15 protein-coding genes are annotated in these 17900 nt (G+C 76.3%); all 15 read left to right on the forward strand.

Annotated features, from left to right (window positions below; translation table 11 throughout):
- Positions 1-65: 65 nt before the first annotated feature.
- On the forward strand, positions 66-857 hold the full coding sequence (locus ACI79D_RS11570; protein ID WP_456918553.1) for an ABC transporter ATP-binding protein: 792 nt from the start codon (positions 66-68) through the stop codon (positions 855-857).
- Between the two features lie 74 nt (positions 858-931).
- Entirely contained in the window at positions 932-2578 is a 1647-nt protein-coding gene (locus tag ACI79D_RS11575; protein ID WP_456918554.1) for a hypothetical protein, read from the forward strand.
- A 102-nt stretch (positions 2579-2680) separates the two neighbouring features.
- Positions 2681-4222, forward strand: a complete 1542-nt coding sequence (locus ACI79D_RS11580; RefSeq protein ID WP_456918555.1) for an NAD(P)/FAD-dependent oxidoreductase — start codon at positions 2681-2683, stop codon at positions 4220-4222.
- A 121-nt stretch (positions 4223-4343) separates the two neighbouring features.
- Positions 4344-5855, forward strand: a complete 1512-nt coding sequence (locus ACI79D_RS11585; protein ID WP_456918556.1) for a glycosyltransferase family 39 protein — start codon at positions 4344-4346, stop codon at positions 5853-5855.
- Positions 5856-5925: 70 nt separating this feature from the next.
- Entirely contained in the window at positions 5926-6711 is a 786-nt protein-coding gene (locus ACI79D_RS11590) for an enoyl-CoA hydratase/isomerase family protein (protein ID WP_456918557.1), read from the forward strand.
- A gap of 172 nt (positions 6712-6883) precedes the next feature.
- The gene (locus tag ACI79D_RS11595) at positions 6884-8014 is read left to right on the forward strand and encodes an extracellular solute-binding protein (RefSeq protein WP_456918558.1); all 1131 of its coding nucleotides are present in this window, start codon (positions 6884-6886) and stop codon (positions 8012-8014) included.
- Complete coding sequence (locus tag ACI79D_RS11600) at positions 7990-8946, forward strand: ABC transporter permease (RefSeq protein WP_456918559.1); 957 nt, start codon at positions 7990-7992, stop codon at positions 8944-8946. The genes ACI79D_RS11595 and ACI79D_RS11600 overlap by 25 nt, the downstream gene beginning before the upstream one ends.
- Positions 8943-9830, forward strand: a complete 888-nt coding sequence (locus tag ACI79D_RS11605) for an ABC transporter permease subunit (RefSeq protein ID WP_456918560.1) — start codon at positions 8943-8945, stop codon at positions 9828-9830. The genes ACI79D_RS11600 and ACI79D_RS11605 overlap by 4 nt, the downstream gene beginning before the upstream one ends.
- Positions 9827-10945: an ABC transporter ATP-binding protein gene (locus tag ACI79D_RS11610; RefSeq protein ID WP_456918561.1), complete on the forward strand. Its 1119-nt coding sequence runs from the start codon at positions 9827-9829 to the stop codon at positions 10943-10945. Before ACI79D_RS11605 ends, ACI79D_RS11610 begins: the two co-directional genes overlap by 4 nt.
- A gap of 122 nt (positions 10946-11067) precedes the next feature.
- Positions 11068-11847 carry an electron transfer flavoprotein subunit beta/FixA family protein gene (locus ACI79D_RS11615; protein ID WP_456918562.1) on the forward strand — a complete coding sequence of 260 codons (780 nt, stop codon included), beginning with the start codon at positions 11068-11070 and terminating at the stop codon, positions 11845-11847.
- Between the two features lie 33 nt (positions 11848-11880).
- On the forward strand, positions 11881-12846 hold the full coding sequence (locus ACI79D_RS11620) for an electron transfer flavoprotein subunit alpha/FixB family protein (protein ID WP_456918563.1): 966 nt from the start codon (positions 11881-11883) through the stop codon (positions 12844-12846).
- A 109-nt stretch (positions 12847-12955) separates the two neighbouring features.
- The gene (locus ACI79D_RS11625) at positions 12956-14440 is read left to right on the forward strand and encodes an MFS transporter (protein WP_456918564.1); all 1485 of its coding nucleotides are present in this window, start codon (positions 12956-12958) and stop codon (positions 14438-14440) included.
- Positions 14437-15633 (forward strand): cysteine desulfurase family protein, encoded by a 1197-nt coding sequence (locus ACI79D_RS11630; RefSeq protein ID WP_456918565.1) that lies wholly within the window; start codon positions 14437-14439, stop codon positions 15631-15633. Before ACI79D_RS11625 ends, ACI79D_RS11630 begins: the two co-directional genes overlap by 4 nt.
- Complete coding sequence (gene mnmA / locus ACI79D_RS11635; RefSeq protein WP_456918566.1) at positions 15633-16721, forward strand: tRNA 2-thiouridine(34) synthase MnmA; 1089 nt, start codon at positions 15633-15635, stop codon at positions 16719-16721. Before ACI79D_RS11630 ends, mnmA begins: the two co-directional genes overlap by 1 nt.
- A 139-nt stretch (positions 16722-16860) precedes the next feature.
- Complete coding sequence (locus ACI79D_RS11640; protein WP_456918567.1) at positions 16861-17898, forward strand: methionine synthase; 1038 nt, start codon at positions 16861-16863, stop codon at positions 17896-17898.
- Positions 17899-17900 lie beyond the last annotated feature (2 nt).

Below are 17900 nucleotides of genomic sequence, written 5' to 3' on the forward strand. Positions count from 1 at the left end.
CTGACAGCACGCGGGCCGGTCGGGTGGCACGTCGGTGGGGTCGGGCGGGTTGGTTGGATGGAGGTGTGTCGAGCGAGCCGGTCGTCGAGATCCGCGGTGTGGACGTCGTCCGGGGGCAGACCCACCTGCTCCGCGGGGTCGACTGGACGGTGCACGAGGACGAGCGCTGGGTGGTGCTCGGCCCCAACGGCGCGGGCAAGACGACGCTGCTGCAGCTGGCCGCGGCGCACATGCACCCCACGCGCGGCACGGTCACGCTGCTGGGCGAGACGCTCGGTGCGGTCGACGTCTTCGAGCTGCGGCCGCGGATCGGGCTGACCAGCGCCGCGCTGGCCAACCGCATCGAGCCCTCCGAGCGCACCGGCGACGTGGTGCTCTCCGCCGGGTACGCGGTGGTCGGCCGGTGGCGGGAGCGCTACGACGTCCACGACCTGACCCGCGCGGCGATGCTGATGCAGCAGTGGGGCGTCACGCCGATGGCCCATCGGCCGTTCGGGACGCTGAGCGAGGGGGAGCGCAAGCGGGTGCAGATCGCCCGCGCGCTCATGCCCGACCCCGAGCTGCTGCTGCTCGACGAGCCCGGCGCCGGCCTCGACCTCGGCGGCCGCGAGGACCTGGTCAGCCGCCTGTCGGACCTGGCCCGCTACCTCTACGCCCCGGCGCAGGTGCTGGTCACCCACCACGTCGAGGAGATCCCACCGGGCTACACCCACGCGCTGCTGCTGCGGGGCGGCCAGGTGGTCGCCCGCGGGCCGGTCGAGCAGGTGCTCACCCGGGAGGCGCTGTCGGAGACCTTCGGGCTGGCGCTGCAGGTCCAGCGGGCCGACGGTCGCTGGACCGCCCGCCGCGCCGCCTGATGAGGGTCCCCCTCCTGCCCGCCCCCCGCAGGGTCGGGGTGGCGGCCTGGAGGGGGCCGTGGGGCGGACCCAGGGTGCTCGTCGCGGCGCTGCTCGCGGCGGGCCTGGCGGTGCAGCTGGCTCCGCTGGTGGCCTTCCCGACGGTCCTGAGCCAGGACGGCCCGGCACACGTCGCCGGGGCCTGGGCACTGGTGCACCGCGGGGACGACGGTGCCGTGGGCGCGGCGCTGCAGGAGCACTACCGGGTCGACCTCACCCCCGTGCCCAACATGGCCGCCACGCTGCTCCTGGCGGGCCTGCTGCAGGTCGTCGGGCCGGACGCCGCCGAGCGGCTGCTCGTGGCGGGGATCGTCGCCGGCCTGGTCGCTGCGCTGGCCTACGCCGTGCGCGGGGTGTCCCCGCGCGCCGGCTGGCTGGCGGTGGTGGCGCTGCTGTTCGGCAGCAGCCACCTGCTGGCCTACGGCTTCTACAACTTCACGCTCGGCGTCATCGGCGCGCTGCTCGTCCTGGGCGTCGCCCTCCGCCGGCGGTCCGGGTGGTCCCCGCGCGCGGTGGCGGCCCTCGCGGTCCTGTCCGTGCTGACCTGGAGCGCGCACCTGCTGCCGTGGGTCGTGGGCGTCGGCGGCGTCCTCCTGCTGGCGCTGGCCCGGACCGGCGCGGACGTGCGCGGCGGGACGCCGGGGCTGCCCGCCGTCCGCCGGCACCTGGCCCCGGCCGGTCTCGCCGTCCTGCCCGGCGTGCTGCTCACCGCTGCCTACCTCGCCACGGGCGACGGGCCGCCGGCCACGCCGGAGGGGGAGCCCTCCACGGAGCGGCTGGAGGCGCTGCTGCGGGGGGAGCGGCCGTTCCTGACCGGCTGGGGGGTCGACGGCGTCCCCGACCTCGCCCGCGCCGCCGCGCTCGCCGCGATGGTCGCGCTGCTCGTGCTCGCGGCGCTGGCGCTGCGCCGTCCGGCGCCCGACGAGACCGGCCGCGGGGCCGACCGCGCGGCCCTGGCGGTGCTGCTGGTCGGCGCCGTCCTCGCCGTCTGCCTGACGCCGGAGCGGCTGGGCCCCGACTTCGGCTTCCTCGTCGGCCGGCTGGCCTGGTTCCCGCCGCTGCTGCTGGTCCTCTGGGCGGCGACGCGGCCACCCTCCCGGGTGCTGGCCGCCGTCCTCGCCGCCGTGCTGGCGGTGTCGGCGTCGGCCGGCGCGCTGGCGCGGGTGCCGGCGCAGGCCGTGGCGGCCGACGAGGTGGCGGAGCTGCTGTCGGTGGCCGGGACCATCGAGCCCGGGTCCACCCTCGTCGTCCTGCAGTACAGCCGCTCGGCGGCGGCCCCGGAGCGGGGCACCCCCGACCCGCTCCGCCACGAGTCGAGCCGGCTGGCCGTGCGCAGCGGCTCGGTCGACGTGGGCCACTACGAGGCCGCCGAGGCGTACTTCCAGGTCGAGTTCCCGGCCGGCTCCTCGCTGCGCAGCCGGCTGGACCCCTCGCTGCACGGCCTGGAGCGCCTCCCGCCGGCCGTCGACCTGCCCGCCGTCCGCGGTGATCTGGACTACGTCGTGGTGCTGGGGCTGGACCGGGCCTCGGCCGAGGCCCGAGGATCGCAGCGGACCCGGGACGTCGAGGCCGAGCTCGCCGCCCACTACCGGCCCGTCGCGACCTCCTCGCCGACCGGGCTGGTGACGGTGTGGCGGGCCGGCGGCGACGGGTCCGGGACGGGTGCAGGCGGGGCCGGCTGAGCTGGTTTCTCTCCGCATCGGTTCCGGGTAGGGCGGGGCGGTCGCTGCCGGGAGAGCTGGTGGGCGCAGCCCCGCGGGGGCAGGGAACGAGGCGGAGGACGCGTGCGCGGACCACAGGCGGACACCGGACCACACACCGTCGTCGTCGGGGCAGGCCCGGCCGGCCTGACGGCCGCGCACGAGCTCACGACCCGGGGCCTGCCGGTCACCGTGCTCGAGGCGGACACCGTCGTCGGGGGCATCAGCCGCACCGTGGAGCGGGACGGCTGGCGCTTCGACATCGGGGGGCACCGCTTCTTCACGAAGGTGCCGGCCGTCGAGCGGTGGTGGCACGAGATGCTCGAGGACGACGAGTTCCTCTCCCGCCCCCGGCTGTCGCGGATCCACTACGCGGGCCGGCTGTTCGACTACCCGCTGCGGCCGCTCAACGCCCTGCGCGGCCTCGGCCCGGTGGAGGCGGTCCGCTGCCTGGCCTCCTACGTGGCGGCGCGGCTGCGGCCCCCGCGCGACCAGAGCCACTTCGAGGGCTGGGTGTCGGCGCGCTTCGGGCGGCGGCTCTACGGGATCTTCTTCAAGACCTACACCGAGAAGGTGTGGGGGATCCCGGCCACCGAGATCCAGGCGGACTGGGCCGCGCAGCGGATCAAGGACCTGGACCTGTGGCGGGCGGTGCTGCACGCGCTGCGGCCGACCTCCGGGCAGCAGATCACCACGCTCATCGACCGCTTCCAGTACCCCCGCACCGGCCCGGGCCTCATGTGGGAGCGGACGCTGGAGCGGGTGCGGGAGGCCGGCGGTCGGGTGCAGCTCGGCGCCCGCTGCACCACCGTCCACCGGAACGAGCGGGGCGTGGTGGCGGTCAGCACCCGCTCGGAGGCGCCCGGCCCGCACGCCGCGGAGCCCGACGAGCGGATCCCGGTCGACCACCTCATCTCCTCCATGCCGCTGCCCGAGCTGGTCCTCGCGATGGACCCGCCCGCGCCGCCGCACGTCCGGGAGGCCGCCGAGGGGCTGTCGCACCGCGACTTCCTCACCGTCGCCCTCGTCGTGCCCCAGGAGGCCGGCTTCCCCGACAACTGGATCTACATCCACTCCCCGGAGGTCCGGGTGGGCCGGATCCAGAACTTCGGCAGCTGGTCGCCGTTCCTCGTCAAGGACGGGCGGACCTGCCTCGGGCTGGAGTACTTCGTCGACGAGGGCGACGAGCTCTGGGACAGCGACGACGAGACGCTGGTCGCGCTCGGCACGCGGGAGCTGGCCCAGCTCGGCCTGGTGGCCGCCGACCGGGTGGAGCGCGGCTTCGTGGTGCGGATGCCCAAGGCGTACCCGGTCTACGACGCGGGCTACGACGAGCGGGTCGAGGTCATCCGGGCCTGGCTGGCCGAGGCGGTCCCCAACGTGCACCCCGTCGGGCGCAACGGCATGCACAAGTACAACAACCAGGACCACTCGATGGTGACGGCGATGCTGACCGTCGAGAACATCGTCGACGGAGCCGCGCACGACGTGTGGGCGGTCAACGTCGAGGAGGACTACCACGAGGGTGGTGCGGCGTCGCAGTCCTCCGCCGGGCAGGGGAGCGTGTCGGCCGGGACCGGCCGGGCGGCTCCCGTCCTGCCCCGCCGCCGGCCGCGTGCCGCCTAGTCCGCCTTCCGCAGGGGTGTCGCCCGCCGCGCCACAGCAGGCCGCGCCGGGCGACCGGGGCGAGGTCCGCCCGGAGCCGGCGCGGGTGCGTCTCCGGCGGGGGGCGCGGTCCCGGACGCCGGTGCTCCCGACGCTGCTGGCCGCCCTGGTGGCCGCCGCCGTCCTGGTCGGCGCCGGCGCCCGTTTCGTGGCCCCGTCGGACCTGTGGCTCGACGAGGCGCAGAGCGTCGCGATCGCGCGCCTGCCGCTCCCGGAGCTGTTCACCGCGCTGCGGGAGGACGGCTCGCCCCCGCTGTACTACCTGCTGCTGCACGGCTGGATCGCGCTGTTCGGCCAGGGCGCGGGCGCGGTCCGCAGCCTGTCGGCGCTCATCGGCCTGCTGACGCTGCCGCTCGCGTGGGTCGCCGCGCGGCGGATGGCCGGTCGGCGGGTAGCGGTCGCCCTGGTGGTGCTGCTGGCGACCTCGCCGTTCGTCATCCGCTACGCGGCGGAGACCCGCATGTACGCGCTGCTGGTGCTGCTCGCCGTGCTGGGCGGGCTCGCCGCGCACACCGTCGTCCGCCGTCCCGGGCCGTGGCCGGTCGTGGGGCTGGGGCTGGTCACCGGCGCCCTGCTGCTCACCCACGTCTGGGCGTTCCACCTGGTCGCCGCGACCGGGCTGCTGGCCCTGGCCGCGCTGCGCGCGCGGCCGCACCCCGCGCTGCGGGTGCTGGCCGGCCTCGCCCTGGGCGGACTGCTGTACCTCCCGTGGCTGCCGACCCTGCTGTTCCAGCTGGCCCACACCGGCACGCCGTGGGCGCAGGCGCCGGGGCTGTCCGCCCTGCCGATCGCGCTGGAGGCGTGGCGAGGGGGCTTCGAGGTGCGCGCCCACGTCCTGGGGACGGCGATGGTGCTGCTCGCCGCGCTCGGGGCGCTCGCCGTCGGCACCGGCCGCGCGGGGAGCCCCACCGTGGTGCTGTCGCTGCGCCCCCGGCCGTCCCGCGCCGCGCTGCTGGTCCTGTCGCTCGGCACGCTGGTCATCGCCGGTCTGGTCAGCCAGGCCACCGGCACCGCCGTGCACGCCCGGTACACCAGCGTGGCGCTGGTGCCGTTCCTGGCGCTGGTCGCCCTCGGCCTGGCCGCCCTGCCGACCGCCCGCGCCCGGCTGGGTGGGCTGGTCCTGGTGGCCGCGCTCGGCCTGGCCACGGCGCTGCCGCACCTGACCGACTCCCGGACCCAGGCCGGCCAGGTGGCCCGCGCCCTGGCCGACGCCCGGCCCGGGGACGTCGTCGTCTTCTGCCCCGACCAGCTCGGCCCGTCGGTGGCCCGCCTGGTGCCGCCGGAGCGGGGGCTGGACCTGGTCGTCTACCCGGACCTGCGCCCGGCCGACCGGGTCGACTGGACCGACTACGTCGACCGGGTGCGGGGGACCCCGTCGGCGACCGTCGCCGCGGCGGTGCTCGACCGCGCCGGAGGAGCGGGGATCTGGGTGGTCACCGGCCGGGGGTTCCGCGTGCCCTCCGCACAGCGGTGCGGGGACCTGGTCGACGCCCTGGCCGCCGTCCGGGGGGAGCCGGAGCGGCTGGTCTCACCCGACGTGTCGGTGCCGGAGAACATGCGGCTGCAGCACCTCGCGCCGGCACCGGGGGGCTGAGCGGGCGGCCCCTCCGACCCGCTGGCTAGGGTTCGGCGACGACGTCGTCCCAGCCCGCCGGAGGACCGCCATGGCAGCGCCGGAGTTCGTGACCCTGCAGGTGACCGAGGGGGTGGGCACCATCCGCCTCGACCGACCGAAGATGAACGCGATCGACGAGCAGTTGCACCGGGAGGTGCGCGCCGCGGCCATGGAGGCGGGCGAGCGCGACGACGTCCGGGCGGTGGTGCTCTACGGCGGGGAGCGAGTCTTCGCCGCCGGCGCCGACATCAAGGCCATGGCGCGGCTGGACGGGGCCGGCATGACCGCCTGGGGCCGGGAGCTCACCAACTCCTTCACCGCGGTGCAGCACATCCCCAAGCCCGTCATCGCCGCCATCACCGGCTACGCCCTCGGCGGCGGGTACGAGCTGGCGCTCTGTGCCGACTTCCGCGTGATGGGAGCCAGTGCGAAGGTCGGCCAGCCGGAGATCCTGCTCGGCGTCATCCCCGGCGCGGGCGGGACGCAGCGGCTGGCCCGCCTGGTCGGGCCGGCCAAGGCCAAGGACCTGGTGTTCACCGGCCGGCACGTCGGCGCGGAGGAGGCCCTGGAGCTGGGGCTGGCCGACGCCGTCGTCCCCGACGAGGAGGTCTACGACACCGCGGTGGCGATGGCGCGCAAGTTCGCCGCCGGCCCGCCGCTGGCCCTCGCGGCGGCCAAGCGGGCCATCGAGGAGGGCCTGGACCGGCCGCTGGAGCAGGGGCTGGCCCTGGAGACCGAGCTGTTCGCCGGGCTGTTCGACACCGAGGACCAGAAGACCGGGATGCGCTCGTTCCTGGAGAACGGGCCGGGCAAGGCGACGTTCCGCGGTCGCTGACCGGCCCCGGGCGTTCCCCGGACGGTTCCCCGCCGTCGGCGTCGGCCACCCCGCGCGGACACCCTGGTTCTGGAACCATCCCGGCAGACCGTCCGCGGCGCCCCGCCGGGGTGCCGCGGTCCCGACCTGGAGGAGACACGTGCAGCGCAGCGCCCTGAGGAGACCCTCGCCCGTGCGGACGGCGGCGGCCGCGGCCGTCGCGGTCCTCGCACTGGCCGGATGCGGGGGCGGGGACGACGGCTCCGGCGGCGGGGGCGGCGGCACCGAGGCGGCCGCCGCCACCTCGCTGGCCGACTTCGGGGACCTCGACGCCCTCGTGGCGGCGGCCCAGGCCGAGGGCCAGCTCAACGTCATCGCGCTACCGCCGGACTGGGCCAACTACGGGGAGGTGATCGCCGCCTTCGAGGACGAGTACGGCATCACCGTCAACAGCGCGCTGCCCGACGGCTCGAGCCAGGACGAGCTCAACGCGGTGACCAGCCAGCGGGGGCAGGACCGCGCCCCCGACGTCCTGGACCTGGGCACCGCCTTCGCCCGCCAGGCCCAGGCGCAGGACCTGCTCGCGCCCTACCAGGTGCAGACCTGGGACGAGATCCCCGAGGACCAGAAGGACCCCGAGGGCCACTGGTACAACGACTACGGCGGCTACGTCTCCATCGGCTGCAACGCCTCGGTCATCGACCAGTGCCCGGCCAGCTTCGCCGAGCTGCTCGACCCGCGGTACGCCGGCCAGGTCGCGCTCAACGGCAACCCGACCCAGGCGGCGGCGGCCTTCGCCGGGGTCTGGGCGGCGTCCCTGGCCAACGGCGGCAGCCTCGACGACATCGGTCCGGGCATCGACTTCTTCCGGCAGGTGAAGGACGCCGGCAACTTCAACCCGGTGGAGATCACCCCGGCGACGATCCTCAGCGGCGAGACCCCGCTGTCCATCGACTGGGACTACAACAACGCCGCGCTGACCGACGACCTCGCCGACCAGGGCGCCGAGTGGCAGGTCGCCGTCCCGAGCGACGGCCTGTTCGGCGGCTACTACAGCCAGGCGATCAGCAAGTTCGCCCCGCACCCGGCCGCCGCGCGGCTGTGGCAGGAGTTCCTCTACAGCGACCAGGGGCAGAACCTCTGGCTGAACGGCGGCGCCCGGCCGGTGCGGCTGCCGGCCATGCAGGAGGCGGGCACGGCTGACGCCGACGCGCTGGCGGCCCTGCCGCCGGTCGAGGGCACCGCGGACTTCCCGACCCAGGAGCAGGAGACCGCCGCCCAGCAGGTGGTCGCCGAGCGGTGGAACGCGGAGATCTCCGGCTGAGCACCACGACGAGCACCCCGGTCCGGGACGGCGACCCCGCGGTCGCCGCCCCGGACCGCGCGCGAGTGCGGGGCGGCGGACGGGCCCGGCTGCTGACCTGGCTCGGCGCGGTGCCCTTCTTCCTCTACGTCGCGGTCTTCCTCGTGCTGCCGATCGGCGTCCTCGCGGTGGAGGCGTTCCGGGTGACCGACCCGGTCACCTTCGAGGAGAGCTGGTCGGCGGCGAACCTCGGCGCGATCACCGAGGGCGCCTACCGGCGGGCCTACGTCGGCAGCCTGGAGCTGTCGGGGGTCACCGCCGTCCTGGGCGCCGTCCTCGGCCTGGCGCTGGCCGTCGCGGTGCTGCGCGCCCGTCGGGGCCGGCTGCTGCGCCGGCTGGTGCTCACCGCCTCGGGGGTGCTGGCCAACTTCGGCGGCATCCCGCTGGCCTTCGCCTTCATCGCCACCGTCGGCAACGCCGGCGTGGTCACCGCGCTGCTGACCGACACGCTCGGCTGGTCGGGCTTCTCGCTGTACTCGATGGCCGGGCTGGCGCTGGTCTACCTGTACTTCCTGGTGCCGCTCATGGTCCTGACGATCACCCCGGCGCTGGAGGCGCTGCGCCCGCAGTGGCGGGAGGCGGCCGACAACCTCGGCGCGAGCGGCTGGCAGTACTGGCGCTACGTCGGCGGCCCGGTGCTGGCCCCGCCGGTCATCGGGGCGACGATGCTGCTGTTCGCCTCGGCGTTCGCCGCCTACGCCACCGCCCGCGCGCTCGTGGGCAGCAGCATCCCGCTGGTCACCCTGCAGATCGCCGACGCGCTGTCGAGCAACGTCGTCGTCGGCTCGGAGAACCTCGGCAAGGCCCTGGCCCTGGGCATGGTCGTGCTCATCGGCCTGGTCATGGCCTTCTACGCCTGGGTGCAGCGGCGCACCCAGCGGTGGCTGTCGTGACGTCGCTGACGACGGCCGGGGTCGCCGGGGCCGGCGGGGTCGCGCCCGACGCGCCGCTCCGGGCCGGCCGGCGCGGGACGGGGGCGTGGCGCTGGGCCGTGCTCGCGCTCGCCGCCCTCTACTTCCTGGTGCCGATCGCGGCGTCGGTCTGGTTCACGCTCCGCGACCGCGGCGCGGGCGGCCTGACGGCGGAGAACTACACGAGCATCCCGACGGCGGAGGGGTTCGGCGAGACCTTCGGGCGCTCGCTGGCCATCGCTGTCCTCACCGTGCTGCTGTCGCTGCTGCTGATGGTGCCGACGGTCGTCCTCGTCGAGCTGCGGCTGCCGAGGCTGCGGACGACGGTGGAGCTGCTCACCCTGCTGCCGCTGGTGCTGCCGCCGATCGCGCTGGTCGTCGGGGTGCGCAGCGTGCTGGCCTGGGCACCGGACCACTTCTTCGGCACCCCCCTGGCCGAGGCGTTCTTCGCCCTGCAGCGCCCCGAGCTGCCGTGGATCCTCGTCCTCGTCTACGTCGTCCTGGCGCTGCCGTTCGTCTACCGGGCGCTGGACGCCGGCCTGCGCGGCACCGACCTGCGCACCCTGACCGAGGCCGCGCGCAGCCTCGGCGCCTCCTGGCCCCGGGTCCTGGTCTCGGTGGTGCTGCCGGTGCTGCGGACCTCGGTGCTCAACGCGTCGTTCCTGACCCTGGCCCTGGTGCTGGGGGAGTTCACCATCGCCCAGATCCTCGGCTTCCGGACGTTCCCCACGTGGATCCTGGAGATCTCCGGGTCGCGGCCGCAGCTGTCGGTCGCCGTCTCGGTGCTGTCGCTGGCGATCACCTGGGTGCTGCTGCTGCTGATCTCCGCGCTGGACCGCCGGCGGACGGGGAAGGAGTCCGCATGACCACCACTCCGTTGCCGGCGGCCCGGGTCGCCGCGGCCCCGGCCGACCTGCGCGAGCGCCCGGGGGTGGCCGTGCGTCTGGCGGGCGTGACCCGCCGCTACGGCTCGGTCCTGGCCCTCGACGGGCTCGACCTCGACATCGCCGGGGGCGAGCTGCTGGCGCTGCTCGGGCCGTCCGGGTGCGGCAAGACGACGGCGCTGCGGGCCATCGCCGGGTTCGAGCGGCCCGACGCCGGGCGGGTGCTGCTCGGCGGGCGGGACGTCACCGACGTGCCGGCGAGCAAGCGGGACATGGGGATGGTGTTCCAGGCCTACAGCCTGTTCCCCAACCTGACCGTGGCCGACAACGTGGCGTTCGGGCTGCGCGTCCGCCGGCGGGGGAGGGCCGAGCAGCGCCGGCGCGCCGCGGAGCTGCTCGAGCTGGTCGGGCTGGCCGACCGCAGCGGCCACTACCCGCACCAGCTCTCCGGGGGGCAGCAGCAGCGGGTCGCGCTGGCCCGTGCGCTCGCCGTCGCCCCCCAGGTGCTGCTCCTCGACGAGCCGCTGTCGGCGCTGGACGCCCAGGTCCGCGTGCAGCTGCGCGAGGAGATCCGCCGGATCCAGCTGGAGCTGGGCATCACGACCGTCTTCGTCACCCACGACCAGGCCGAGGCGCTGTCGGTGGCCGACCGGGTCGGCGTGCTGCGCCGGGGCCGGCTGGAGCAGGTCGCCTCGCCCGACGAGCTCTACGAGCGCCCGGCGACCGCCTTCGTCGCCGAGTTCGTCGGCACCATGAACCGGCTGCCCGCGGAGCCGGCCGGGCGGGAGGTGACGCTGCTCGGCGTCCGTCGTCCGGTCGCCGGGTCGCTGCCCCCGGCCGGTCCGGTGGTCGCCCTCGTGCGGCCCGAGTCGCTCGCGGTCACCGCCGACCCCGACGGCGCCGGCCGGGTGGTCACCCGGACCTTCTCGGGTGCGGTCACCCGGCTGGCGGTCGCGCTGCCCGGCGACGTCGAGGTGGCCGTGGACGTCGCCAGCGCCGACAGCGCCGACCTGCTACCCGGCGCCGCGGTGACCGTCACCCCCGCGGAGCGGCCGGTCCTGGTCGTGCCCGCGGAGCCCGCGCGCGAGCCCCGCTGACCGACGTGACCGGGGTCACCCGGACCCGGCCGGGCCGCCCCGTTACCCAGCGGTAACCTCCACTATCGAGCAGGCGGGCGCCGACCCGCGACGCCGACCCCAGCGCGGAGGTACGTCTGACGATGGACATCGTCGTTCTGGTCAAGCAGGTCCCCGACTCCGGGAGCGAGCGCACCCTGGACGCGGCGGACAACACCGTCGCCCGGGGGAGCGCGGACAACGTCGTCAACGAGATCGACGAGTACGCCCTCGAGGAGGCCCTGCAGCTCAAGGAGGCCCACGGCGGTGAGGTCACGGTCCTGACCGTCGGGCCGGACTCGGCCGCCGACGCGATCCGCAAGGCGCTGTCGATGGGCGCGGACAAGGCCGTGCACGTCTCCGACGAGGCCATCCACGGCTCGTGCGCGGTGCAGACCTCGTCGGTGCTCGCCGCGGCGCTGTCCCAGCTCTCCTACGACATCGTGCTGTGCGGCGCGGAGTCGACCGACGGCCAGATGTCGGTGATGCCGGCGCTGCTGTCCGAGCGGCTGGGCATCCCGCAGCTGTCGGGCGCCCGCAAGCTCACCGTCGAGGGCGGGGTCGCGAAGGTCGAGCGGCAGACCGACGGCGGCTACTGGGCGCTGGAGGCGCCGCTGCCGGCCATCGTGTCCACCTGGGACACCATCAACGAGCCGCGCTACCCCTCCTTCAAGGGGATCATGGCCGCGAAGAAGAAGCCGGTGGAGAAGAAGACGCTGGCCGACCTGGGGGTCGACCCCGGCACGGTCGGCCTGGCCACCGCGACGAGCCAGGTGCTCGACTTCGCCGGCCGGCCGCCGAAGGGCGCCGGGGTGAAGGTCACCGACGAGGGCGACGGCGCGCAGCAGCTGGTCGACTTCCTCGCCGGCCAGAAGATCGTCTGACCCGGACCGATTCGAAGGAGAGAGGCAATCCCCATGGCTGAGGTCCTGGTCCTCGTCGAGCTCAACCCCACCGGCGACGGCGTCCGCAAGACCACGCTGGAGGCGCTGACCGCCGCCCGCGCACTGGGTGAGCCCTCCGCGGTCGTCGTCGGCGCGCCCGGCGCGGCGGCCGCCGCGAAGGCGCAGCTGGCCGAGTACGGCGCGGCGAAGGTCTACGTCGCCGAGTCGCCGGAGGTCGAGGAGTTCCTCGTCGCGCCCAAGGCCGAGGTGCTCGCGCAGCTGGTGACCTCGACGTCCCCGGCCGCGGTGGTCGTCCCCTCCTCGCAGGAGGGCAAGGAGGTCGCCGCCCGGGTCGCGGTCAAGACCGGCAGCGGCTTCCTCACCGACGTCACCGAGATCGCCGCCGACGGCACCGCGACCCAGGTCGCCTTCGCCGGCGCGACGATCGTGCACTCGCGCGTCACCACCGGGACGCCGATCTACACCGTGCGCGGCAACTCGGTCACCCCCGAGCCCGCCCCGGCCGCCGCGGCCGAGGAGCAGGTGCCCGTGCAGCTCTCCGACGCCGCGAAGGCCACCCGGGTCGTCGACCGCGTGGTCGAGCAGAAGTCCTCCCGGCCGGAGCTGACCGAGGCCTCGATCGTCGTCTCCGGCGGCCGCGGCGTGGCCTCGGCGGAGAACTTCTCCATCATCGAGGCGCTCGCCGACTCCCTCGGCGCGGCCGTCGGCGCCTCCCGCGCGGCGGTGGACTCCGGCTTCTACCCGCACACCTTCCAGGTCGGGCAGACCGGCAAGACCGTCTCGCCGCAGCTCTACATCGCCGTCGGCATCTCCGGCGCGATCCAGCACCGGGCCGGCATGCAGACCTCGAAGACGATCGTCGCGGTCAACAAGGACCCCGAGGCCCCGATCTTCGAGCTGGCCGACTTCGGCGTGGTCGGCGACCTCAACACCGTCGTCCCGCAGGCCACCGAGCTGATCACCGCGCGCCGCGGCTGAGCGGCCGCAGTCCGCGATCGGGCGTCGACCCCTCCCGGGGTCGGCGCCCGACGTGTGTGCGGGGGCCGGGAAGCCGTGGCCGCGGGTGACCGTTGGCGGGGAGGTGGACGTGGCGGAGAGCGGAGCCGGGCTGTTCGACCGTCGGCACCGGTTGCCGACGGCCGGGCTGCTCCTGCTGGTCACCCTCGTCGCGTTCGAGGCCATGGCCGTCGGGACGGCGATGCCGACGGTGGTCGCCGAGCTCGACGGGCTGGCCTGGTACGGCTGGCCGTTCACCGCCTACCTGGTGGCCTCGGTCGTCGGGATGGTGGTGGGCGGCGAGCTCGGCGACCGGCGCGGCCCCCGGACGGCGCTGGTCGCCGGCGTCGCCGTGTTCGGCGCCGGGCTGCTCGCCGCTGGCCTGGCCGGGACCATGGCGCTGCTGGTGGCCGCCCGCGCCGTGCAGGGTCTCGGCGGCGGGCTGATCGCGGTCTCGCTCTACGTCGTCGCGGGGCAGGCCTACGAGTCCGCACTGCGGCCCCGGCTGTTCGGCGCCATCTCGGCGGCCTGGGTGCTCCCGGCGCTGGTCGGTCCGCTGGTCGCCGGGCTGGTCACCACGCACGCCAGTTGGCGGTGGGTGTTCCTCGGCCTGCTGCCGCTGGTCGCGGTGAGCCTGCTGCTGGTGCTGCCGGCGCTGCGGGACCTCGCCTCGCCGGGGGACGTGGCCGCGCCGGGGGACGTGGCCGCGCCGGGGGACGTGGCCGCGCCGGGGGCCGTGGCCGCGCCGGGGGACGTCGCCGCGCCGGGGGCGTCGGGCACCCCCGGTGGGCGGGCCCGCACGGCCTGGGCGGCGCTGGCCGGGGTCGGGATCGGCGCGCTCCAGGTCGCCGGCCAGCGGCTGGACCTCGCCGCCGTGGCGCTGGCCGTCGTCGGGCTGGTCGCGCTCGCCCTCGGGCTGCGGCGGCTGCTGCCCGCCGGCGTCGTCCGCGCGCGGCCCGGGCTGCCGGCCGTCGTCGGCGCCCGCGGCCTGCTGGCCGGGGCGTTCTTCGGGATGGACGTGCTGCTGCCGCTCGCCCTCACCCAGCTGCACGGCTTCAGCCCCACCGCCGCCGGCCTGCCGCTGACCGCCGGTGCGGTCGGCTGGGCGACCGCGTCGCAGCTGCAGGGCCGCCACCCCGCGGTGTCCCGGGGCCGGCTGCTGCGCGCCGGCTTCGCGCTGCTGGCCGTGGGCGTCGGCGCCAGCGCGCTGGTCGCCGTCCCGGGGGTCGGCGGGTGGCCGGCCTACCTGACCTGGGCGGTCGCCGGGTTCGGCATGGGGCTGGGCATGCCCAGCGTCGGTGTGCTGCTGCTCGCGCAGTCGCCGGAGCACCGCCGGGGCGCGGACTCGGCGGCGTTCCAGATCGCCGACGTCACCGGGTCGGCCCTGTGCGTCGGGCTGGTCGGGGTGCTCGTCGCCGCGGCCACCGCGGCGCTGCTGCCGCTGCCGGGCGCGGTGGGCGTGGCCGCGGCGGCCCTCACCGGGCTGGCCGTCGTCGGCGCGGTCGTGGCCCCGCGGGCGGCCGCCCCGGCCGGGGAGGCCGCCGCCGCCCCCGCGACTACTCTTGCTGCGTCATGACCTACCTCGACCACGCGGCGACCACGCCGGTGCTGCCCGAGGTGCTCGCTGCGATGACCGAGCAGCTGGGCCGCGTGGGCAACGCCTCCTCGCTGCACGCCAGCGGCCGTGCCGCGCGGCGCGCCGCCGAGCAGTCCCGGGAGCGGCTGGCCGAGGCCCTGGGCGCCCGGCCGTCGGAGGTGCTCTTCACCGGCGGCGGCACCGAGAGCGACAACCTCGCCGTCAAGGGGCTGTTCTGGGCCCGCCGCGACGCCGACTCCCGCCGCCGCCGGATCGTGGTCAGCCCGGCCGAGCACCACGCCGTCCTCGACAGCGTCGAGTGGCTGGCCAAGCACGACGGCGCCGACGTCACCTGGCTGCCGGTCGAGCCCACCGGCCGGGTGTCCCCGGAGGCGCTGGCCGCGGCGCTCGGCGACGGCGAGGACGTCGCGGTGGCCAGCGTCATGTGGGCCAACAACGAGATCGGCACGGTGAGCGACCTGGCCGCGCTCGCCGAGGTCGCGCACGCGGTCGGCGTGCCGCTGCACACCGACGCCGTGCAGGCCGTCGGGCAGGTGCCGGTCGACTTCGGGGCCAGCGGCGTCGACGCGCTGACCATGACCGGGCACAAGCTGGGCGGTCCGATGGGCGCCGGCGTGCTGCTGCTGCGCCGCGACGCCGAGTGCACCCCGCTGATGCACGGGGGCGGGCAGGAGCGCGACGTGCGGTCGGGGACCCTCGACGTCGCCGCCATCGTCGGGCTGCAGGTGGCCACGACGACCGCCGTCGGAACGCGCGCGGAGCGGGCCGTGCGGCTGGCGGCGCTGCGCGACCGGCTGGTGGCCGGGGTGATGGCGCAGGTGCCCGACGTGCAGCTCAACGGCGCCCCGCTGGACGACGCCGTCGCGGGCGGGCCGGGCCGGCTGCCGGGCAACGCCCACCTGTCCTTCCCGGGCGCGGAGGGCGACGCGCTGCTCATGTTGCTCGACGCCCGCGGGGTGGAGTGCTCCACCGGGTCGGCCTGCAGCGCCGGCGTCGCGCGGCCCAGCCACGTGCTGCTGGCCGTGGGCGCCGACACCGACCGGGCCCGCAGCTCGCTGCGCTTCTCCTTCGGGCACACGTCGACCGACGCCGACGTCGACGCGGTGCTCGAGGTGATCGGGCCGGTGGTGGAGCGGGCGCGCCGGGCCGGCCTGGGGCGAGGGGACCGCTAGTGCGCCTGCTCGCCGCTATGAGCGGCGGCGTGGACTCGGCGGTCGCGGCGGCCCTGGCCGTGGACGCCGGGCACGACGTCACCGGGGTGCACCTGGCGCTCTCGCCGGACCGGCAGATGCTGCGCAGCGGAGCCCGTGGCTGCTGCAGCGTCGAGGACGCGCACGACGCCCGGCGGGTCGCCGACGAGCTCGGCATCCCGTTCTACGTCTGGGACCTCGCCGAGCGGTTCGCCGAGGACGTCGTCGAGGACTTCGTCGCCGAGTACGCCGCCGGTCGCACGCCCAACCCGTGCCTGCGCTGCAACGAGAAGATCAAGTTCGCCGCGGTGCTCGACCGGGCGCGGGCGCTGGGCTTCGACGCCGTCGTCACCGGGCACCACGCGCGGCTGGCCGGCGGTGAGCTGCGGCGGTCGGTCGACGCCGGCAAGGACCAGTCCTACGTGCTCGCCGTCCTCACGGCCGAGCAGCTGGCCGGCGCGGTCTTCCCGCTCGGGTCGATGACCAAGCAGCGGGTCCGGGAGATCGCCGCCGAACGCGGTTTCGCCGTCGCGACCAAGGCCGACTCGCACGACATCTGCTTCATCCCGGACGGCGACACGCGCGGCTTCCTCGCCCGGCGGCTGGGGGAGCAGGCCGGCCCGGTCGTCGACGCGGCCACCGGCGCCACGGTGGGGCAGCACGCCGGCACGCACGGCTTCACCGTCGGGCAGCGGCGGGGGCTCGGCGTGGCCGTGGGGGACTCCCGGCCGCGGTACGTGCTCGGCATCGAGCCGGTGACCCGCACGGTCACCATCGGCACCGCCGACCTCACCGGGGTCACCGAGGTGCGCACGGCGGCCCCGACCTGGACCGGCCGGGCGCCGGACCTGCCGTTCCGCGCCGAGGTGCAGCTGCGCGCCCACGGCACGCCGGTGCCGTGCGAGGCGAGCGCGGGGGAGGACGGCGGCCTGCGGCTGCGGCTGGACGCCGAGCAGCGCGGCGTGGCGCCGGGGCAGTCCGCGGTGCTGTACCTGCCCGACGCCGACCGGGGCGACCTGGTGCTGGGCCAGGGCACGGTGGTCGCCACCGCGCGCGCCGTCCCCGCCTGACGGAGGCCCCCGGCCCCGCCGCTCGGTGCAGGACCCCGTCCTGCCCACCCCTCACGCGCTCGGGGCGGTGCCCGGGACGGGGCCGGGACCCTGCCGGGCGCCGGGCCCCTGCCGGCGCCGCGCGACTAGCGTCGACGTCGTGGCCTCGCCGATCGACCCCGTCTCGCCCAGCGACCCCACCGCCGACGACACAGCGACCCCGACCACGTGGGGCCCCGCCACCGGCGTCGGCTCCCTGCCCTTCCCCGACCCCGCCGAGGCGCTGCGGGTCGTCACCGGGGAGCTCCCGGAGTTCCCGCACCTGCCGGAGCTGCCCGGCCGCGGCGCCGGTGCCGACCTGGTGGGGCGCAGCGCCGCGCTGCTGGTCGACCTCGCCGTCGAGCTGACCCCGGCGGGATGGCGGCTGGTGCCGCGTCCGGGGATCGACCTGCGCAGGGCGCAGGAGTTCCTCGCCCGCGACCTCGACGCCCTGCACGACGTCGCCGAGGGCCACGACGGCCCGTTCAAGGTGCAGGCCGCCGGGCCGTGGACGCTCGCCGCCGCGCTGGAGCGGACCCGGGGTGACCGCGCCGTCGTCGACCCGGGCGCCCGCCGCGACCTCGCGCAGTCGCTCGCCGAGGGCCTGGCCGCCCACGTGGCCGCCGTCGCCGCCCGGGTGCCGCGGGCCCGCGTCGTGGTGCAGCTGGACGAGCCCTCGGTGCCCGCCGTGCTGCAGGGCGCGCTGCCCACCGTCAGCGGCTTCGGCAGGCTGCCCGCCGTCGCGCCCCCGGTGGTCGAGCAGGAGCTGGCCGCCGTCGTCGCGGCGCTGCCGGTGCCCGTCGTCGTGCACTGCTGCGCGAACCGCGCGCCGCTGCAGCTGTTCCGCGACGCCGGTGCCGCGGGGGTGTCCTTCGACCTGGGCCTGGTGCAGGACCTCGACGCCGTCGGCACCGCCGTCGACGCGGGCACCCACCTGCTGCCCGGCGTCGTCCCGGGCACCGACACGACCCTGCCGGCGCCGAAGGCGACCGCCTCCCGGGTGCAGGCCTGGTGGCGTGAGCTCGGCTTCCCGGCCGAGCAGTTGCACACCGTGGTCACGCTCACGCCCGCGTGCGGGCTGGCCGGCGCGACGCCCTCCTACGCCCGGACGGCGATGACCCACGTGCGCGAGGCGGCCCGCTACCTGCTGCCGGAGTGACG

The organism is Geodermatophilus sp. SYSU D00708 (genome assembly GCF_054050115.1).